The sequence below is a fragment of the Phycisphaeraceae bacterium genome (genome assembly GCA_019454185.1).
Taxonomy (GTDB): Bacteria; Planctomycetota; Phycisphaerae; order Phycisphaerales; family UBA1924; genus JAHBWV01.
In genome coordinates, this window is the sequence record CP075368.1 from 1,004,033 (window position 1) to 1,020,750 (window position 16,718).

Annotated in this window: 14 protein-coding genes; 7 read left to right on the plus strand and 7 right to left on the minus strand. The window is 62.1% G+C overall.

The genetic code is table 11. The features are described 5' to 3' along the window. Positions 1 to 83: 83 nt before the first annotated feature. A complete protein-coding gene (locus tag KF838_04140; protein QYK49044.1) occupies positions 84 to 2,039 on the minus strand; it encodes a methyl-accepting chemotaxis protein in 1,956 nt (651 codons plus the stop codon). A gap of 391 nt (positions 2,040 to 2,430) precedes the next feature. Between KF838_04140 and KF838_04145 the strand changes: the two genes are divergently transcribed. The 3 genes from KF838_04145 (at position 2,431) to KF838_04155 (ending at position 4,979) form a co-directional block, all read left to right on the plus strand. Further along, on the plus strand, positions 2,431 to 3,390 hold the full coding sequence (locus tag KF838_04145) for a fasciclin domain-containing protein (GenBank protein ID QYK49045.1): 960 nt from the start codon (positions 2,431 to 2,433) through the stop codon (positions 3,388 to 3,390). A gap of 153 nt (positions 3,391 to 3,543) precedes the next feature. Then, on the plus strand, positions 3,544 to 4,131 hold the full coding sequence (locus KF838_04150) for a sigma-70 family RNA polymerase sigma factor (GenBank protein QYK49046.1): 588 nt from the start codon (positions 3,544 to 3,546) through the stop codon (positions 4,129 to 4,131). Beyond that, positions 4,128 to 4,979 carry an anti-sigma factor gene (locus KF838_04155; protein ID QYK49047.1) on the plus strand — a complete coding sequence of 284 codons (852 nt, stop codon included), beginning with the start codon at positions 4,128 to 4,130 and terminating at the stop codon, positions 4,977 to 4,979. The genes KF838_04150 and KF838_04155 overlap by 4 nt, the downstream gene beginning before the upstream one ends. Positions 4,980 to 5,004: 25 nt before the next feature. On the opposite strand, the gene KF838_04160 is transcribed toward KF838_04155, so the two are convergent. The 4 genes from KF838_04160 to KF838_04175 form a co-directional block, all read right to left on the minus strand. Continuing rightward, positions 5,005 to 7,059 carry a hypothetical protein gene (locus KF838_04160; GenBank protein ID QYK49048.1) on the minus strand — a complete coding sequence of 685 codons (2,055 nt, stop codon included), beginning with the start codon at positions 7,057 to 7,059 and terminating at the stop codon, positions 5,005 to 5,007. Position 7,060: 1 nt separating this feature from the next. After that, a complete protein-coding gene (locus tag KF838_04165) occupies positions 7,061 to 9,118 on the minus strand; it encodes a type II secretion system protein GspG (GenBank protein QYK49049.1) in 2,058 nt (685 codons plus the stop codon). A gap of 84 nt (positions 9,119 to 9,202) precedes the next feature. After that, entirely contained in the window at positions 9,203 to 10,027 is an 825-nt protein-coding gene (locus KF838_04170) for a 3-hydroxybutyryl-CoA dehydrogenase (GenBank protein QYK49050.1), read from the minus strand. Positions 10,028 to 10,124: 97 nt separating this feature from the next. Beyond that, complete coding sequence (locus KF838_04175) at positions 10,125 to 10,415, minus strand: virulence protein (GenBank protein ID QYK49051.1); 291 nt, start codon at positions 10,413 to 10,415, stop codon at positions 10,125 to 10,127. A gap of 121 nt (positions 10,416 to 10,536) precedes the next feature. Here KF838_04175 and KF838_04180 point away from each other — a divergent pair, with 121 nt between their 5' ends. The 4 genes from KF838_04180 (at position 10,537) to KF838_04195 (ending at position 12,801) form a co-directional block, all read left to right on the plus strand. Further along, positions 10,537 to 10,845 (plus strand): hypothetical protein, encoded by a 309-nt coding sequence (locus KF838_04180; GenBank protein QYK49052.1) that lies wholly within the window; start codon positions 10,537 to 10,539, stop codon positions 10,843 to 10,845. Next, positions 10,842 to 11,627 (plus strand): RecX family transcriptional regulator, encoded by a 786-nt coding sequence (locus tag KF838_04185; GenBank protein ID QYK49053.1) that lies wholly within the window; start codon positions 10,842 to 10,844, stop codon positions 11,625 to 11,627. The genes KF838_04180 and KF838_04185 overlap by 4 nt, the downstream gene beginning before the upstream one ends. A 24-nt stretch (positions 11,628 to 11,651) precedes the next feature. Then, the gene (locus KF838_04190; GenBank protein QYK49054.1) at positions 11,652 to 12,254 is read left to right on the plus strand and encodes a hypothetical protein; all 603 of its coding nucleotides are present in this window, start codon (positions 11,652 to 11,654) and stop codon (positions 12,252 to 12,254) included. 136 nt (positions 12,255 to 12,390) lie between these two features. Beyond that, positions 12,391 to 12,801 (plus strand): hypothetical protein, encoded by a 411-nt coding sequence (locus tag KF838_04195; GenBank protein ID QYK49055.1) that lies wholly within the window; start codon positions 12,391 to 12,393, stop codon positions 12,799 to 12,801. An 86-nt stretch (positions 12,802 to 12,887) separates the two neighbouring features. Here KF838_04195 and KF838_04200 read toward each other — a convergent pair whose 3' ends face one another. Together KF838_04200 and KF838_04205 are read right to left on the minus strand one after the other, a co-directional pair. Then, the gene (locus KF838_04200; GenBank protein QYK49056.1) at positions 12,888 to 13,643 is read right to left on the minus strand and encodes a queuosine precursor transporter; all 756 of its coding nucleotides are present in this window, start codon (positions 13,641 to 13,643) and stop codon (positions 12,888 to 12,890) included. Positions 13,644 to 14,049: 406 nt separating this feature from the next. After that, a complete protein-coding gene (locus KF838_04205) occupies positions 14,050 to 16,680 on the minus strand; it encodes a sodium-translocating pyrophosphatase (protein QYK49057.1) in 2,631 nt (876 codons plus the stop codon). Positions 16,681 to 16,718: the final 38 nt, after the last annotated feature.

A 16,718-nucleotide genomic window follows, 5' to 3' on the forward strand; every position in this document is an offset into this window, starting at 1 on the left:
AAACGACAGGGGCTCCCGATCGTCCTTGATCGGGAGCCCCGTGTGCGTTATCGCCTCCGGCGATGGCTGATGCGTCCTGCGGCTCAGAGCTTGAAGCTGCCGATCAGTGACGTGAGGTGCTCCGCCTGCTGACGCAACTGGCTCGCGGCCTGTGCCGATTGCTGAGCGCCCTGGGCCGCCTCATTGGTGACCGCATTGATCTGCTCAACCGAGCGGGCGATCTGCTCCGCTGCCGCCGCCTGCTCAGTGGCCGCCGCCGCGATCGAGGTCACCATGGTGCCCACAGTGCCGCTGCCGTCCACGATCCGACCCAGCGCGCTGCCCGCCGCGTTCGCGAGCTCAACGCCCTTTGTCACCCGGCTGGAGCCGGATTCAATGAGCTGCACCGCAGAAGAGGTATTCTCCTGGATATCGCGGATCGACGACGCGACCTCCTCCGTCGCCCGGGTCGTGCGCTCCGAGAGCTTCCGAACCTCGTCGGCGACGACGGCAAAGCCGCGCCCGTGCTCGCCAGCCCTCGCCGCCTCGATCGCGGCATTGAGCGCGAGCAGGTTCGTCTGGTCCGCAATGTCATTGATGACGTCGATGATCCTGCCGATCTCCTCGGACTTCTGCCCCAACGTGTTCACAGCCGACGCAGACGTCCCGACCTCCTCGGCAATCCGCTTCATCTCCGTCACGGTGTCCGACACCACCGTCCCGCCCTCGCGGGCATCCCGCTTCGCATCCGACGCCGCAGACGCAGCCCCCTCAGACTTCTTCGCAACGTCCGCGACCGTTGCCGACAGCTCCTCGACCGCAGCCGAGACCTGGTGCGCCTGCTTGCTCTGAAGCTGCAGGCCGGTCGCTGTCTCCTCAGCGGCCGCCGCGATCTCCGCCGATGCCGAGTTGACAATGTTCGTGGTCTCGGCGACACGCTTCATGACATTGTGGATCCGCTCGACGAACTGGTTGAACCAGTTCGACAACTCCCCGAACTCGTCGCTGCGTGCGAGGTCAATGCGACGGGTGAGATCCCCCTCGCCCTGCGCGATGTCCTTCAGCCGGTCGATCACGGTCCGCACCGGCACCGTGATGCTCCGGGTGATGACGATCGCCGACGCAATGCCGAAGCCGATGGCCACAAACGCGATGATCATCGTCTTCAGACTCGAACGAGTCAGCGATCCGATCGACGCCGCCGAGACCTCCTCCGCCTGCTTCGTCACCATCGTGGCCAACGCGTTGCAGGTGTCGCTCATCCGGGATGCGAGAGGATCAAGCGTCTCACGCCGGATCGTCTCGATCTGCTCGCTCAGGGAATACACCTCCTGCGCCGCGGCCCAGTACTGCTCAAACTGCTCTGCGCCGACCTTGAAGCGTGAGCCATACTCCGCGGGCGACTTCGCGGCCGTCTCCTTCAGCAACGCGATGCACTTCTCCGCAGCATTGATCGCGCCCGTAAAGTCCTCGGGGTTCTTTGAGATCAAGTACCGCTGAACACGCACCCGTGTGCGATTCATCTCAAGCACACCCTCAAACCCGCCAACCGCTACATCACCGTGTCCCGCCTTGGACGCCGCAACCGCCGGCTCATAGAACTCCGCCGCGGCACGCAGGCCGATCGGATCCATCGTCTGGCTGTAAAGCGAGAGCATCCTCTCGCGAAGCGCCGTGATGCGTGCAAACGTCTTCGCATACTCGCTCACCCCATCCTTCACATCGCGAACCTTCTCGAGAGCAGCAGGATGCTCGAACGTCTCCGCCGAATGGTCCAATGCAGCAAACGCCTCCCGCTCACGCTCCATGTAGAGGTCCTTCCGGCGCTGGCTCGAGTCCAGCAGATAGGCAATCGCGTTCGCGCGGAGACGATTCACCGCGATGCCCAGCTCTCCGCTCTCGTTGACTTCCACCGCAAGTTCAGACAGTGCCTGCGCGGTCTCTTTCGCGTTCGACGCCTGATAGAGCGCGACGCCGCTCAGCGTCGCCATGAAGGCGAGCGCGGCTCCGAATCCAATGGCGAGCTTCGTTCGCACGCGAAGTGAGTTGAGCAACTTCATCGTCATCTCCTGTGTGCCCGACACACTCGCCGGGGACGCAAGAGATCGACACGTGCATGCCCCCGCTTCGTCAAGGCAAGGTGCGCAGTTCCACCCATATGTGTGGCAGCGAGCGGCCCCGTTCGCCCGGTCGGGTGGGGGTGCGAACGTCCGATGTGATGGAGCCGACCGGAAGAAACAGGATAGAAATGCCCCATATCATCGGCGCCAACGCACTCAGACTTTGACGCTCTTTCAAGCGTCCGTGAATCCGCTTCCAGTGCGGCTGCGATTGCGTGGGCATGCCGCGAGGCGTTCGCGGCGTTCCCCAAAGTCTTAGCCCGTAGGGCTCAACGCTGAGCCACGTTGTGCCTCGTGCACACGCGGGACGCACCACGCAAAGGAGTCACTCATGAGCATCACGACGATCGGAGTCCTCGCCATCTCTGCATTCGCCGGCACCGCGGAGCCCCCCAAGTCCTGCGACCAGGCATACACCTGCCCGGTGCAGCGTGCCCAAGCACTCGCCGCTTCGCATGCTTCCGAACTCGCACCCGCCGACATCGTCACCACAGCGGTGGGTGCTGGCTCATTCAAGACCCTCGCCGCAGCCCTGACCGCCGCCGGACTGGTCGAGACTCTCCAGGGCCCCGGTCCCTTCACGGTCTTCGCACCGACCGACGAGGCCTTCGCCAAGCTCCCCGCCGGCACAGTCGAGAACCTCCTCAAGCCGGAGAACAAGGCCCTCCTCACCGCCATCCTGACCTACCACGTCGTCCCCGGCAACGTGATGGCCAAGGACGTCGTTAATCTGAGCAACGCAACAACTGTCAACGGCCAGCGCATCGACATCCGCACCAAGGATGGCAAGGTCATGATCGATAACGCATCGGTCACGAAGACCGATATCGCCTGCACCAACGGTGTGATCCACGTCATCGACGCCGTGATCCTCCCTGCCGACAAGGACATCGTCGACACCGCTGTCAACGCCGGTTCATTCGCGACGCTCGTCACCGCAGTCAAGGCCGCTGGGCTGGTTGACACCCTCAAGGGCCCGGGACCGTTCACCGTCTTCGCCCCGACTGATGAGGCCTTCGGCAAGCTGCCGAAGGAGACCGTCGCCTCTCTGCTTCTGCCGCAGAACAAGGAGAAGCTGGTCTCCATCCTCACCTATCACGTGATCCCCGGCCGCGTCTACGCCGACCAGGTCGTCAAGACGCCGAACGCCGCGACGGTTCAGGGTGGCAAGGTCACGTTCAAGGTCGAGGGTGGCAAGGCGATGATCAACGATGCGAACATCGTCGCCACCGACATCGAGACATCGAACGGCGTCATCCACGTGATCGACACCGTCATCATGCCCAAGTAATCGCATACACCCCGAATCGATACGAGGTCCCGGATCGATCATTCGTCCGGGACCTCGTTCCGTTTATCCCCCATGAACGTTTCCAGCGGAACGACTGTTGTGAGTACCGCCGTTCTTGTCATGCCGCAGAGGATGCGACTAAACTCTCCCCGCGTGACAACCACAGCCGCACAGCATGGATCGCTGCTCGAACGCGTCGCACGAGGCGACTCGGGTGCCGTCCGCGAGGTCATGGAGGCATACGGCGGCCTGGTCTACTCACTCGCCAGACGATTCACCCGCAACGAGCAGGAAGCCGACGACGCAGCACAAGACATCTTTCTCGATGTCTGGCGCAGCGCATCCCGCTATGAGGCCTCCCTCGGCGCCGAAGTCACCTTCATCGCCACCATCGCCCGCCGCAGACTCATCGACCGGGCACGAAAGTCCGGACGCGATGCCGCTCGCACCACCCTCGCCGTGGAACCAGAGCACCACGGAGCCCGCGAACAGAATGAACGATTTGAACGTTCCGATGAGATAATCAAGGTCCAGAAAGCCCTCAATGGGCTCAGCCCCGAGCAGCAAAGAGTTTTACGACTCTCAATCTACCACGGGCTTTCGCACGAAAGAATTGCTGAGGCAACGGGTCTTCCGCTCGGAACGGTCAAGACCCATGCCCGTCGCGGCCTGATACGCCTGCGGGAGTTGCTCGGAGTGTCGAAAGAGAACGCAGAGCACGGCTCGGGAGGTGGCGAATGAGCCCCACCAATCCCCAAGGAAGCGCGGGAAGCGATCGCCTTCTCGACCTCCTGTGCGATGAAGCCACGAGCGGCCTCTCGAACGCCGAGCGTGCCGAGTTCGACGCACTGCTCAGCGAGTTCCCCGATCTGAACGACGGCTCATTCGAACGTGCCGCCGCTGCCGCTGATCTCGCATACTCACTCGGCGCCCCCGCTGAACCTATGCCCGCCCATCTCATGCGGTCGATCCAGTCCGAAGGCGAGCGCATCGTCGCGGGTATGGCACGCAGCAGCCAGTCATCCTCTCCTCTGAAGTTCACCCCAAGCAGCCCCGCTCGCAGCGACTCGCTGAGAATGGCCGGCTGGCTTGCCGCCGCAGCTGCCCTCGTCCTCGCCGCCATCGGCTGGCTCCGTCCCGCCACCCCGGCTCTCACCCCCGACGTCACCCCGCCCGTCGCCACCCGCTCGGCCGCCGAGGTCCGTCAGCAACTCCTCGCATCCGCAACCGATGCGGTCCTCATCAAGATGGCCGATTGGGACAACCCTGAGCAGCCGGGCGTCACCGGCGATGTCGTCTGGTCCGAAACCGAGCAGACCGGCTTCCTCCGCCTGTCCGGCCTCAAGCCCAACGATCCGACCATCGAGCAGTACCAGTTGTGGATCGTCGATTCCCGCGGCATGGGCCAGCGCATCAGCGGCGCCCTCTTCGACGCAAAGCCTGACCCCGCAACCGGCGAGGTCATCGTCCGCATCGAGCCCCGGATCGCCACACTCGGTGCCGCCGCTTTCGCCCTCACCATCGAGCCCCCCGGCGGCGTCTGGGTCTCCGACATGACCCGTCGCGTCGTCATCGGCGCGAAGGGGTGATAGTCGTGATCAGGAACATGTGCCGTTATCGCTTCTGCCGACGTTGATTGACAACAACGTCCATGCCAATCGCATCGTCTCGAGTTGGCAGCCACAGCAGAGTCTGGATAGAACGTGGATCTGTGTACGTGCTGCCGAAGTCGTCCTGCCCGTCGGCTCCGACGCTGTAGAGCAGATATGCACGTCCTGCCCCATCCAGTGTGGGATCGATCCGGAGGTACTTCAAAGGTCTGCCGTCGAATGGATCGAGCGGAAGCCGTTCAATGTACATCGGTGTGAGCTCGTCGAGCGCGTCCGGGTACGTGCCATTGCCATCCCGGAACAGTTCAAGAGCGAGCATCACCCTGAGGCCGTCAAACAACAGGTCTCGATGCAATCGATCAAGGAGCAGTCGGTCCATGCGATAGAGATTGACAACAGGTACCAGGTGCGCCGGGTGGGCAACCGCAGACGCGATCCCCGGGGCATGAACTGGGTCCGCAGCGAACGCCGCCGCAGTCGCGCCGCGGATCTCCTCGATCTCACGGAGGTTCGAGGCAAGGGTCCCGACACGCCCGCTCGCTACGCCGCCTCTCTGCGCGAACCGCTCTTTGATATCACGAATGCTCGATGAGAATGGACCGAGTCTGACCGCAGAAGGATCCGCGAAAAGGCGGGCAGTCTGGTCCTCTGTCACCTTCAGCAAGATCTCATAGTTCCATTCGTATCTGACCTCGGATTGCTGCCGCTCGATCGCATCCCGCAGCGCGACGGCAAGCAAGCCGTCAACAAAGCGATCATTGAAAGCGTCTATCAGCAGATCGAACACCATCAGATCGATGGCTGGCCGCCTGAACCAGGTCGAGAACCCCGGGTGCAACGAGTAGATGCGGGCGATCGCAAGCATGGCCTCGATGGCCGCTGCAAACCGATCAGTATCACCAGACTGGCGAGCTAGGTGAGCGTCAGCCGAAAAGACATACACCACGTGCCAAAGAAAGTGGGGCTCTGCGGGCCACGGATGATCAGCGACCGAGCCGTCTGTGTCCTCGATCGTGTAAGCCACCCGTCGACGATCGCACAACTGGCGTGCTACATCGCGGAAATCAGTGCGATGCAGCTCTTCAATACACCTCAACGCCAGATCGCGCTCAAGCAGAGCCACATCGTCGATAGACGAGGAGTCTGCAATCTGCTCGTCGCTCATGCCGACATACCAGTACCCCGGCATGAGTGCGCGATCACGCTTGAAGTCTGGTTCCTCGCCGACGCGCTCCCCGATCTCTCGCACAAGAGCCGCGAGTGCTCTCCCCGATTCAAGAGCATCCGGCTCGTCCGCCGACATGCCCGCTGGCTGGGCTTCAAGAACAAGTCTCTGAATCGCTTCCTGTGTCAGAAAGTGGCGAGTCGCCTCGCGTGCTTGCACCCGAAGGAATATCTCATAGACGATGCAGGCGACGAGCATGATCACGAGACCACCCGCCGCGATCCGAAGCAGTGACCTGGCGAGACTCTTGCACCAACCCGGCATCCTGATCAGCAGAGGAGGCCGCACCCCTGAGGCGATCTCAGGTCGAAACCGCGTATGGCCCGCATCATCGATCTGAAGCTCGCTGAGAGACGGATCGACCGTGTTGACACTCCCGCACTCCGGACAGGTCACGAGATTCTCTGCGGACACGCCGAGCCCGACGAGGGAATACCCGCACTTGGCGCACAACCCCCGAGAACGCAGGATCCAGCGGATCCGGTCCATGATCAGGAAGTCGCGGGCCAGGTATCCCAGAATCGGGCCTACGCCTACAAGAACAACAAGCAAGGCCACCATCGCAATGGCCTCGGCGATGCTCTGCCGCGGACCAGGGCCGAAGCCCGGCAATCGACCCCCGTTCTTGCCGATCGACAAACCGAGAAGCATGACCACGAAGGCGAAGCAGGCAACGTTGATCAACCCGATGATCAAGAAAAGGACGAGGGATCGAACCAATCGATCTCGCCGGGTGCTCCCCCTCGCCGCCCTCACAAACCTCGCGCACTGCTCATCCGTGTAGCCGTCGAGCTCGGGAAACGCCCGATGGAGATGCTTGATCGGGACGCGCATGTCAGTGGTTCCTGGCAGCAGAGTTGATGATCCAGTCGAGCCCGACACAGTCCCGCTTCTTTGCCGCTCCCATCACGATGTTCTGTGATTTGGCTCGACGTGCAGGAGGCGGCCTTCCCCCGTTATCGACTTGGTCAGAGCCGATCGAGTAAAGCACATACCCGGCGGGTGCGCAGTGATCTGAATCACCGGGTCGTCGATAGACATACGGAACCCCCGACCAGGGATCGAGCGGAAGGGCTTCCATGTACGCCGGAACGATGCGCTCAAGCGAATCCGGATACTCACCTTCAGCCAGACGGAAGCGTTCGAGTGCGATCATGATGTCGAGCCCGTCACGATCGGCTTGCAGCACAGCAGATTGATCGAGCGTCTCAGTCGGATCCGTGTTGATGCAATACCAGGCCGGGATAAGTGATGTGGACGCCGAATCATGCGGACCCCTCTCGCGGAGCGGCGTACTCGCGACCTCGCGAAAGCGTTCCTCCTGCTCCCTCAGTATCTTCCGGTTCTCGTAGTAAGTGCCGAGCCGTGATGGTTGTCTCATGGTGTCGCCGATAAACAGCGACATGCGGAGCTGACGCACCGATCGCGACCAACGCCCGAAGCGAGCATGGTGCGGCTCATTGAAGAAGTGGCAGATCAGATTGTGCGAGGTCAACGCCTCGCTCCTGATCCAGAACTCATGCGGCACCGACGACCGCTGCCGCTCAAGAATGTCTGAGATGGCGTCGAGCCACTCGGCATCGGGACTCGAAGCGAGCGCAAGCCGTATCTGCCCATGTGTCTCCATCTCGATGTGGTACGAGACGAGGTGCGAGATCAGGTTCGGCTCAAGCCGAAGGACACGGGCAAGTGCGAGCGAGCCCTCCATCGCGGAGGAGAACGCGGCCAGGTCTCGATCCTCCGCCGCCAGACGCATTCGAGAGAGACAAGCCATGGCGAGCTGCCGACTGTCACCAAGATGTTTGAGCGGGATCAAGAACAGCGGCTGCCCGGGTGGTATGTCGTAACCAGGAACGTACCGCCGCGTCGACGCCAGAATCGCAAGTGTCTCAGGGACCCCAAGCTCCCTCTGCTTCTCGAGAAGCATCCGGGCGACCGCTTCCCCTTCCTGTATCTCTCTGAGACGTACCGCGTGCAGTTCGCCAAGATCTCCGACACGCTCCGGCGCATAGATCATCTGATAATCCGGGTACATGCCGAAAGAAGGCGAACCCCGAGCAAGCCACACCGCGTGGTCGGCCTCGGTTCTCAGCAGAGACAACTTCATCAACACGTCAAAGGCGTTCGGATCGCTCGGACGAGTGCCCTCGGGCTGGTACGCTGTCGCGAGAGCTTGCAGGTCGAGAACGCTCGGCTGCTCTCGCCGCGCGATGCCGGCTTGCCAACGGATGAAGAGCTCATATGAAACCGAAAGCACCAGTGCAAGGATCGCGAGAGCAAGAGAACCGAAACCGAGCACGCGCCGGCGACGGCGTGTCCAGAAGATACGGGCCTTGTGCCGAGACTCAGCCGGCTTGAAGCTCGGGCGCCCGGCCTCATCGGTCACGAGCTCGCCGAGGGCCGGGTCGACCTGGGTGGTCGTGCCGCACTCGGGGCAGATGACCTGAAGTTCTTCACCGACGAAAAGGCCGACGAGCGTGTAGCCGCACGAGATGCACGTGCCGCGTGTGCGAAGAATGAAACGGACACGACGGATGACAAACAGGTCCCGTGTAAGATAGCCGAGTATGGGGCCGAGGGTGACGCCCGCGATGGCCAGGACGATGTTCAGCAGCAGGCCATACCAGGTGACCAGTTGGTGGCCGATGTTCAGCGAGCGGTGGGGATCGAGCCAAGTACTCTGGACATACCAGAATCCGACGAGTCCAGCACTGATACCGATCAGCGTGACTAGCGCGATGATCGCACCCGCAATGACCCTGCGCCGGACACTCCCCCTCGCCGCCCTCACAAACCTCGCGCACTGCTCATCCGTGTAGCCGTCGAGCTCGGGAAACGCCCGATACACGCGGCGTACAGGCAGACGTGGAAGCGAGACTCGCAGCAGCGACATCGAAGCAGCATAACACAAAGCGTGGGCATGCCGCCAGCGTCGGCTCTAGGGTGATCACCCGCCTCGCGCCGAGTCAAAACAGATTCACTTCTTCATGTAGTCGTACACGCCTCGTCCCGACTTATCGCCCAAGCGGCCCGCGGTTACGAGCTGCTTCAGGAGCGGGCAGGCGCGGTAGCGATCGTTGTTCAGCCCGTCGGCGAGGACGTTCATGATGTGCAAGCAGGTATCGAGCCCGATGAAGTCGGCAAGCCGCAGCGGGCCCATCGGGAAGTTGCACCCGAGCTTCATGATGCCGTCGATCGCCTCCGGCTCCGCGACGCCCTCCATCCACGCGTAGAACGCCTCATTGATCATCGGCATCAGCACGCGATTGCTGACAAACCCCGCGCGATCATTGGCCCTCAGCGGTGTCTTCCCCATCGCCGTAGCCAGCGCGATCGTCCGCTCAACAACCGCAGGCGCAGTCGCAAGCCCGGGAATCACCTCAACCAGCGCCATCAGCGGCACGGGGTTGAAGAAGTGCATGCCCACAACACGCGACGCCGCCGCGCCCGTCGCGGTCGCGATCTCCGTGATGCTGATGCTCGACGTGTTCGTCGCAAGCACCACGTTGTCGTCCGGCAGAATCGCGGCCAGCTTCTTGAAAAGATCCTTCTTGACGCCCGCGTCCTCGACGATCGCCTCGACCACCCAGTCCGCACCCCTCAGCCCATCCAGATCCGTGACGAAAGAGATCCGCTTCAGCGCACCATCCATCACGTCCTGCGTGATCTTCTGCTTCTCGACCAGCTTCGAAAGAGATTTCTGATGAACGGCCCGGCACTTGTCCGTCGCCCCGGGGAAGGCATCGAAGACGGTGACGTCGATGCCGCTGACGGCGGCGACCTGGGCGATGCCTCCGCCCATCTGACCTGCTCCAATAACAGCGAGACGCTTGACGTTGTGCATGAAGTATCGAATTCCAGAAAGGTATCGGTTACGGGAGAATGTCGTGTCGGTGAAATCACATCGCCTGATCAACGGCTGGGCGTAGATCGTTGAGTTCCTCGATTCGGAGCATGCGGATGTCGCGGACGGATGCGCCGAACCAAGCCAGCGACTGAGCGAGATCAACAGCCGCGAGAACGCAGGTAACCGCGTTCACAGTCTCATCCCCGAAATAGACGCTTCCTTGCTGTCGTGTGAATCCGTGCCTTTCCAAGACCTTCCGTATATCGCCGTATGCGTTGTTGTAGGGATCGCCATAGTTCTGACGGAGCGACTCGATGTCCATGTCAAAGGCAATCGCGTACATACTCTTTCCACTTCTGGAGTGTGTTCTTGGAAGAGCTCTGATCGGTGCGTCAAGCGTGATGGCCATAGGTCGATCTCCGGTAGAGTATAGGAACTGTGCCGACGTTCGTGTATCCTATGGCATGCCGAGCATCGACCAACTCCTCAAAGTGCTGGCGGCTGAGCCGAACGACCCCTTCACCCTCTACGGGCTCGCCCAGGAATACGCCAAGGCGGGCCGGACATCCGATGCGGTCGAGCACTACGACCGCTGCCTCGCCGCCGATCCCGCCTATTGCTACGCCTACTACCACAAGGCCAAAGCCCTGGAAGATGCCGGACTCCTCGCCGAAGCGATCGAGACGCTTCACGCCGGAAAGGCCGCGGCAAAGAAAGCGGGGGACTCTCACGCCCTCTCGGAGATCTCCGGGTATCTCGATATGCTGGAGTGAGCAGGTCAGACTATGCACCGGACAAAGAACGCGTGGATGAGGACGAGCGACAACGCGAGCAGAACGGTGAAGACGCTCTCTTCCCCACCAGCAGCGGCTCAAGCTCCGCATCAAACAGCGTGATCGTCTCGGTGCGAGAACTCACGGGCACTCCCAAACGCGTCTCGGTGCTTGTGGGGGGCCGCCGGCGTGTCGCAACCCTGCTGGCGACCCAGGCGATGGAACTCGCCCTCGCCCCCGGCGTCCCCTGGACCGACGAACTCGCAACGCTCGCCGCCCGGATGGAACGTGTCAACGCCGCGAAGTCCATGGCGATGAGACGCCTTGCTTCACGGGCACGATCCCGTGCCGAGATGCTCCAATGGCTGACCTCCAAAGGGACGGATCCACAGGTCGCAACCGAAGCCATCGAGCGATTGGCCGAAATCGGGCTGATCAGCGATACCCAAGTAGTTGAAGACGAACGCCGCCGAGCCGTGGCCAAAGGACTCAGTGCGCGTGCCCTCGCCGATCGCATGGCATCACGTGGAATTGGCACGCACACCGATTCCGAAGACCCGCCCCCCTGCGGCAGCGACCACGGCGATGCCGCGCGAGCACTTGAAGTTGCAAGGTCTGAACTCTCGCGTCGAGCGATCGATCCGGCCGATGTGAACGTTCTGGCTCGTCGAGTCATGGGCGTCCTCGCCCGCAAGGGGTATGAAGAAGACCTCGCGAAAGAGGCGGTCATCGTCGCGCTGCGAGAGCGTGGGCTCCGCCTCGATCAGGCGTTCGACGACTGAGGCCATTCTCACAAGGGGCAACCGATGGACTTCCTCACGAATCTCTGGCTGCCGATCATCGTCTCCGCAGTCGCGACGTGGATCGCCGGTGCTGCTTTCTGGATGGCCCTGCCCCATCACAAGAAGGACATGGCAGAACTCCCGGACCAGAAGGAAACGATCGAGAAGATCCGCGCACTCGGACTGCCCCCCGGAAACTACGTCTTCCCCGGTGGCGGATGCAGCAAAGAGGCCATGAAGGATCCCGAAGTGCAGCGATGCTGGAAAGAAGGCCCACTCGGCTTCATCAGTCTCTGGAAGACGCCTCCCAAGATGGGCCCGAGCATGATCGGCACCTTCTGCGTGAACCTCGCCGTCAGCGTCACCATCGGCTACCTCGCATGGGTGACCATCGGCAACGCGTCCGGCGCATCACTGGGCGGCGTCGCGGGAATCGAGTCCCGGCCAGGCCCCACATTCGCCGGCATCTTCCAGATCACCGGAACCGCGGGCATCCTCGCCTACGCCTTCTCCCACATCCCGAACGGTCTCTGGTTCGGCGCATCCAAGCGCGCGATCCTCATGAACATCATCGACGGTGTGGCATACGGCCTTATCACGGGCGCGATCTTCGCGTGGCTGTGGTAGAGTATCCGAGTCCGGCCGAGGCCGGACTCGGGTGGTAGGAGTGTGGAGGCACCCGACGCCCCCTGCATGGATCTCCGAGTGCTGGGAGACGAGGATGTACGAGCTGGCCGCGCGCTTCGCGCATGAGCTTGATGGCATGTCATCGAGACCTGCTCTCAATTTCTTACTCGCGCTCCTTCACACTCCCTTTCTGATCTCCGTCGCATTGGGATACGAGGCGAAGACCGTGGCTGGGTTGAGTTCGCTCGATGCCAAGGCCGCGAGAAGCCATCGCTTCGCAGTCGCGTTGCTCAGTTCGCGGCAAGGGACGACAGCGATCTTCTGCGTGTTCGGGCTGCTGCTGGGGTGGATGGCCGTGCTGGTGTATCTGCGGATTGTGTGCTTCATCGAACTCGGTTCGATGGACATCGGTCCGCCGGCTCGGCGTTCTAAGTATGAAGCGGGGTTTGGATTCACCGTCCTGATCGTCGCCAGCATCGGCTGGACTGCGTGGGCGGCTCTCAAGGTGATTCGTGCGCACCAGCACTGCAAGTCGCTGGGTGCATGATGTTCCTTCGCCCACCCATTTGGTCGGGGCATCGGCGAGAGGTACTCGTCGCACGCCTCGACTCGCTCCGTCGAACCTCAGTGTTCTCACATGCCGGTCGCCGGCAGCGGTCTCAGCCCGAACCACTCGCGGATCATCCAGCGTCCGAGGTAGATGAAGGGTGTGACGAGGACCGCGAGGACGAACTTGAGGATGTAACCCGTGAGGGCGGTACCGAAGATCCAGCCCACGGCCTTGGTTTCCATGCCGAGGAGGAGCGGGATGAAAAGAAAGAACGTGAAGGTGACGACGAAGGAGTCGAAGAGCTGGGAGATGACTGTGCTGCCGGTGGCGCGGAGCCAGATCATCTTGCCGCCGGTGAGGCGTTTGAAGAACCCGAAGAGGACGATGTCCAGCAGCGAGCCGCAGAGGAAGGCGATGAGCGAGGCGATGTACATGAGCGCGGCGGCCCCGAAGATGTTCTCGAAGGCGGCCTGGGTGGCCGTCCCCGGTATGCCCTCACGTATGGGCACGGCCCGTGAGATCGCGATGAGGATGAAGGCGAGCGCGGCCATTGCGAACGCGATGTAGACCACGCGGCGTGCGCCCTTCTTGCCGTAATACTCGTTGATCAGGTCGGTGAGAAGGAAGGTGATCGGGAAGGGGAGCATGCCCATGGTGTGCTCGATGGGGATGTCCCACGGCCCGATGGGAAGCTCGAAGCGAAAGACCTTCACCCCGATGATGTTCGCCAGGACGAGACACGTCACAAAGATCGCCGCGAGCCAGATGTAAATGCCCTGCCGAGGCGTCAGCATATCGGGCGGCAGCGGATCGAGAGCCGACGTGTGACGGGTAAGCACGAGTGGACTCCGCATGACCTGGCAAAAACAAACGAACCGGACCCACCGCTTCGAGACGATACCGATCACGGATTCTCCGGGCACGCCCAGATGGCGTACCCCACATCAAAGCAAAGGGGCGGCAGGGCCCGAAGGTTGCCTGCCGCCCAAGGAGGGGACACGCCACTGTACCAGAGTTCGAACCGGTCCGTGTCAAGGGGATCCCGTCTCCCGGTCGAAACCCCCGTTGCGGTAGCCAATCCCAGCCCGGGAAGGAAGATCCGACCAGCCCCCAGTGGTGAAGGCACCAGGGGTAAGGAGTGGGACACGAGTGGGGTGGTGAGTGGTGAGTGGGGGGGGCAGTGAGTGGGGGGGTGAGTAGGAGAGGGACGAAGGGAAGAGGGGGCAGAATCAGGACCTACACCTCCTACCCGTGTGTCTTGATCTCGGCGCTCGAGCTGATCTGCATCGCATAGAACGACCGCCAGATGAACGTCAGAGAGACAATGAAGAACACGCCCGTGAGCACCCCCGTCAGCATCGAGTGGTGCCCATCGGTCTGGTCCTTCATGCTGACGGCCAGTTCAACGGCCAGCAGGCCGAAGAGCGTCGTGAACTTAATCACCGGGTTCATCGCGACCGACGACGTGTCCTTGAAGGGATCGCCCACGGTGTCGCCGACCACGCTGGCATCGTGGAGAGGCGTCCCCTTGGCTCTGAGCTCGGTCTCGACCACCTTCTTCGCGTTATCCCACGCCCCGCCCGCGTTCGCCATGAAAATCGCCTGGTACAACCCGAAGAGCGCGATCGATACGAGATACCCGATGAAGAAGAACGACTCGTAGAACGCAAACGCCAGAGTCGCGAAGAACACACCCAGGAAGATGTTGATCATCCCCTTCTGCGCATACTGCGTGCAGATCTCAACGACCTTGCGGCTGTCCTCCACGCTCGCCTTTGTCGCCCCGTCCAGCCGGATGTTCTGCTTGATGAACTCCACCGCGCGATACGCCCCGGTCGAGACCGCCTGCGTCGATGCGCCGGTGAACCAGTAGATCACCGCACCACCCGTAATCAGCCCGAGCAGAAACGGCGGATGCAGGAGCGACAGCTTCGCCAACGAGCCGGGTTCCAGCCCATGCGTCAACGCGACGATGATCGAGAAAGTCATCGTCGTCGCGCCGACAACCGCCGTGCCGATCAGCACCGGCTTTGCCGTCGCCTTGAACGTGTTGCCCGCCCCGTCGTTCTCCTCGAGAAACCGCTTCGACTTCTCGAAGTCCGGCTCGAAGCCGTGCTCCCGCTGGATCTCGTCCGCAATCCCCGGGATCGACTCGATCGTCGAAAGCTCAAACACCGACTGCGCGTTGTCCGTCACCGGACCATACGAGTCCACCGCGATCGTCACCGGCCCCATCCCCAGGAAGCCGAACGCCACCAGCCCGAACGCGAAGACCGCCGGCGCCATCATGAACTCGCCAAGCCCCATGCCGCTGATCGACGCCGCGATCCCCATCAATCCCACGATCACGATCCCGAGCCAGAACGCCGAGAAGTTCCCGGCCACAAACCCCGACAGAATGTTCAGCGACGCGCCGCCCTGCTCCGAGGATGTCACCACCTCACGCACGTGGCGGCTCTCCGTCGAGGTGAACACCTTGACAAGCTCAGGAATGATCGCGCCCGCCGCGGTGCCGCACGTGATGATCAGAGACAGAATCCACCACATCTCCCCGTTCCCGTGAACCTCCGGGATCAGCAGCTTCGACGCCGCAAACGTCAGCACAATCGAGATCACCGACGTCAGGATCACGAGATTCGTCAGCGGCTTCTCGAAGTTCATCCTCGTCGCATTCGCGTGCTTCGCCGTGGCCAGCGCCTCGTTGATGAAGTACGAGAGCGCGGAAGCCACCACCATGATGATCCGCATCGCAAAGAGCCACACAAGCAGCTGGATCTGGATCTTCTCATAGTCCGGCCCCGCGGTCGACGCGTTGATCGCGAGCATCAGGAACGTGATCAAGGCAACGCCCGTGACCCCGTACGTCTCGAACCCGTCCGCCGAAGGCCCGACCGAATCGCCCGCGTTATCCCCCACGCAGTCCGCGATGACACCCGGGTTCCGCGCGTCGTCCTCCTTGATCTTGAAGACGATCTTCATCAGATCCGACCCGATGTCCGCGATCTTCGTAAAGATCCCGCCCGCGATCCGCAGCGCAGACGCCCCAAGAGACTCACCGATCGCAAAGCCGATCAGGCACGCCCCCGCAAGATCCGACGGCGCAAACAGCAGAATCCCGAGCATGATCAACAGCTCGACCGAGATCAACGCCATGCCGATCGACATCCCCGCCTTCAGCGGGATCGCATAGCACGGGAACGGCTTGCCCCTCAGCGACGCGAACGCGGCGCGGCTGTTCGCAAACGTGTTCACTCGTATCCCGAACCACGCCACCCCATACGAACCCGCGATCCCGACAAGCGCAAAGGCCAGAACAATCCCGACCTTGTAGAACTCAAACCCCCGCGAAGGATTCCCCTCCCCATCCGTCGTCGGGATCAGGAATCCGAAGTACAGGAGCATGATCGCGCCGATGAACGCGAACAGCACCAGCAGGAACTTCCCCTGCTGGATCATGTACGCCTTGCACGTCTCGTAGATCAGCTCCGAGATCTCGAGCATCGACCGGTGCACCGGCAGGTTCTTGAGTTGCACAAAGATCCACAGCCCGAACCCCATCCCGAGTACGCTCACCAGGATCCCGATCAGCAGCAGGCTGCGACCGTCGATCGTGCCGTTGAGAAAGTCCACCGTCGAGAGATCCGGCAGCTTCAGATTCGCCTCACCACCCGGTGTGTGCGATCCATGCTCGCCACCCGTTCCCCCCGCCGATGCCGCGGGACCAGACGCCTCAGCACCACCGATCGACAGATCCTGCGCGGCCGCGCCGAACCCCAGTCCCACACACGCCGTGATCACAAACAGGATCAAGAAACAGCCGAATCCCGTGAGCAGGCCACAAGCCGACGCCGAGCGGACCTTCAGATCGAGGGACACGCGCGAACTCCTGAGTTGGATTGTGCTGGGTGTGCTGC

What these genes read in the sequence shown, in the direction of transcription:
- KF838_04140 (QYK49044.1), bottom strand. Translation starts at nt 2,039, where the DNA reads ATGAAGTTGCTCAACTCACTTCGCGTGCGAACGAAGCTCGCCATTGGA.
- KF838_04145 (QYK49045.1), top strand. Translation starts at nt 2,431, where the DNA reads ATGAGCATCACGACGATCGGAGTCCTCGCCATCTCTGCATTCGCCGGC.
- KF838_04155 (QYK49047.1), top strand. Translation starts at nt 4,128, where the DNA reads ATGAGCCCCACCAATCCCCAAGGAAGCGCGGGAAGCGATCGCCTTCTC.
- KF838_04160 (QYK49048.1), bottom strand. Translation starts at nt 7,059, where the DNA reads ATGCGCGTCCCGATCAAGCATCTCCATCGGGCGTTTCCCGAGCTCGAC.
- KF838_04165 (QYK49049.1), bottom strand. Translation starts at nt 9,118, where the DNA reads ATGTCGCTGCTGCGAGTCTCGCTTCCACGTCTGCCTGTACGCCGCGTG.
- KF838_04170 (QYK49050.1), bottom strand. Translation starts at nt 10,027, where the DNA reads ATGGGCGGAGGCATCGCCCAGGTCGCCGCCGTCAGCGGCATCGACGTC.
- KF838_04175 (QYK49051.1), bottom strand. Translation starts at nt 10,415, where the DNA reads ATGTACGCGATTGCCTTTGACATGGACATCGAGTCGCTCCGTCAGAAC.
- KF838_04180 (QYK49052.1), top strand. Translation starts at nt 10,537, where the DNA reads ATGCCGAGCATCGACCAACTCCTCAAAGTGCTGGCGGCTGAGCCGAAC.
- KF838_04190 (QYK49054.1), top strand. Translation starts at nt 11,652, where the DNA reads ATGGACTTCCTCACGAATCTCTGGCTGCCGATCATCGTCTCCGCAGTC.
- KF838_04195 (QYK49055.1), top strand. Translation starts at nt 12,391, where the DNA reads ATGTCATCGAGACCTGCTCTCAATTTCTTACTCGCGCTCCTTCACACT.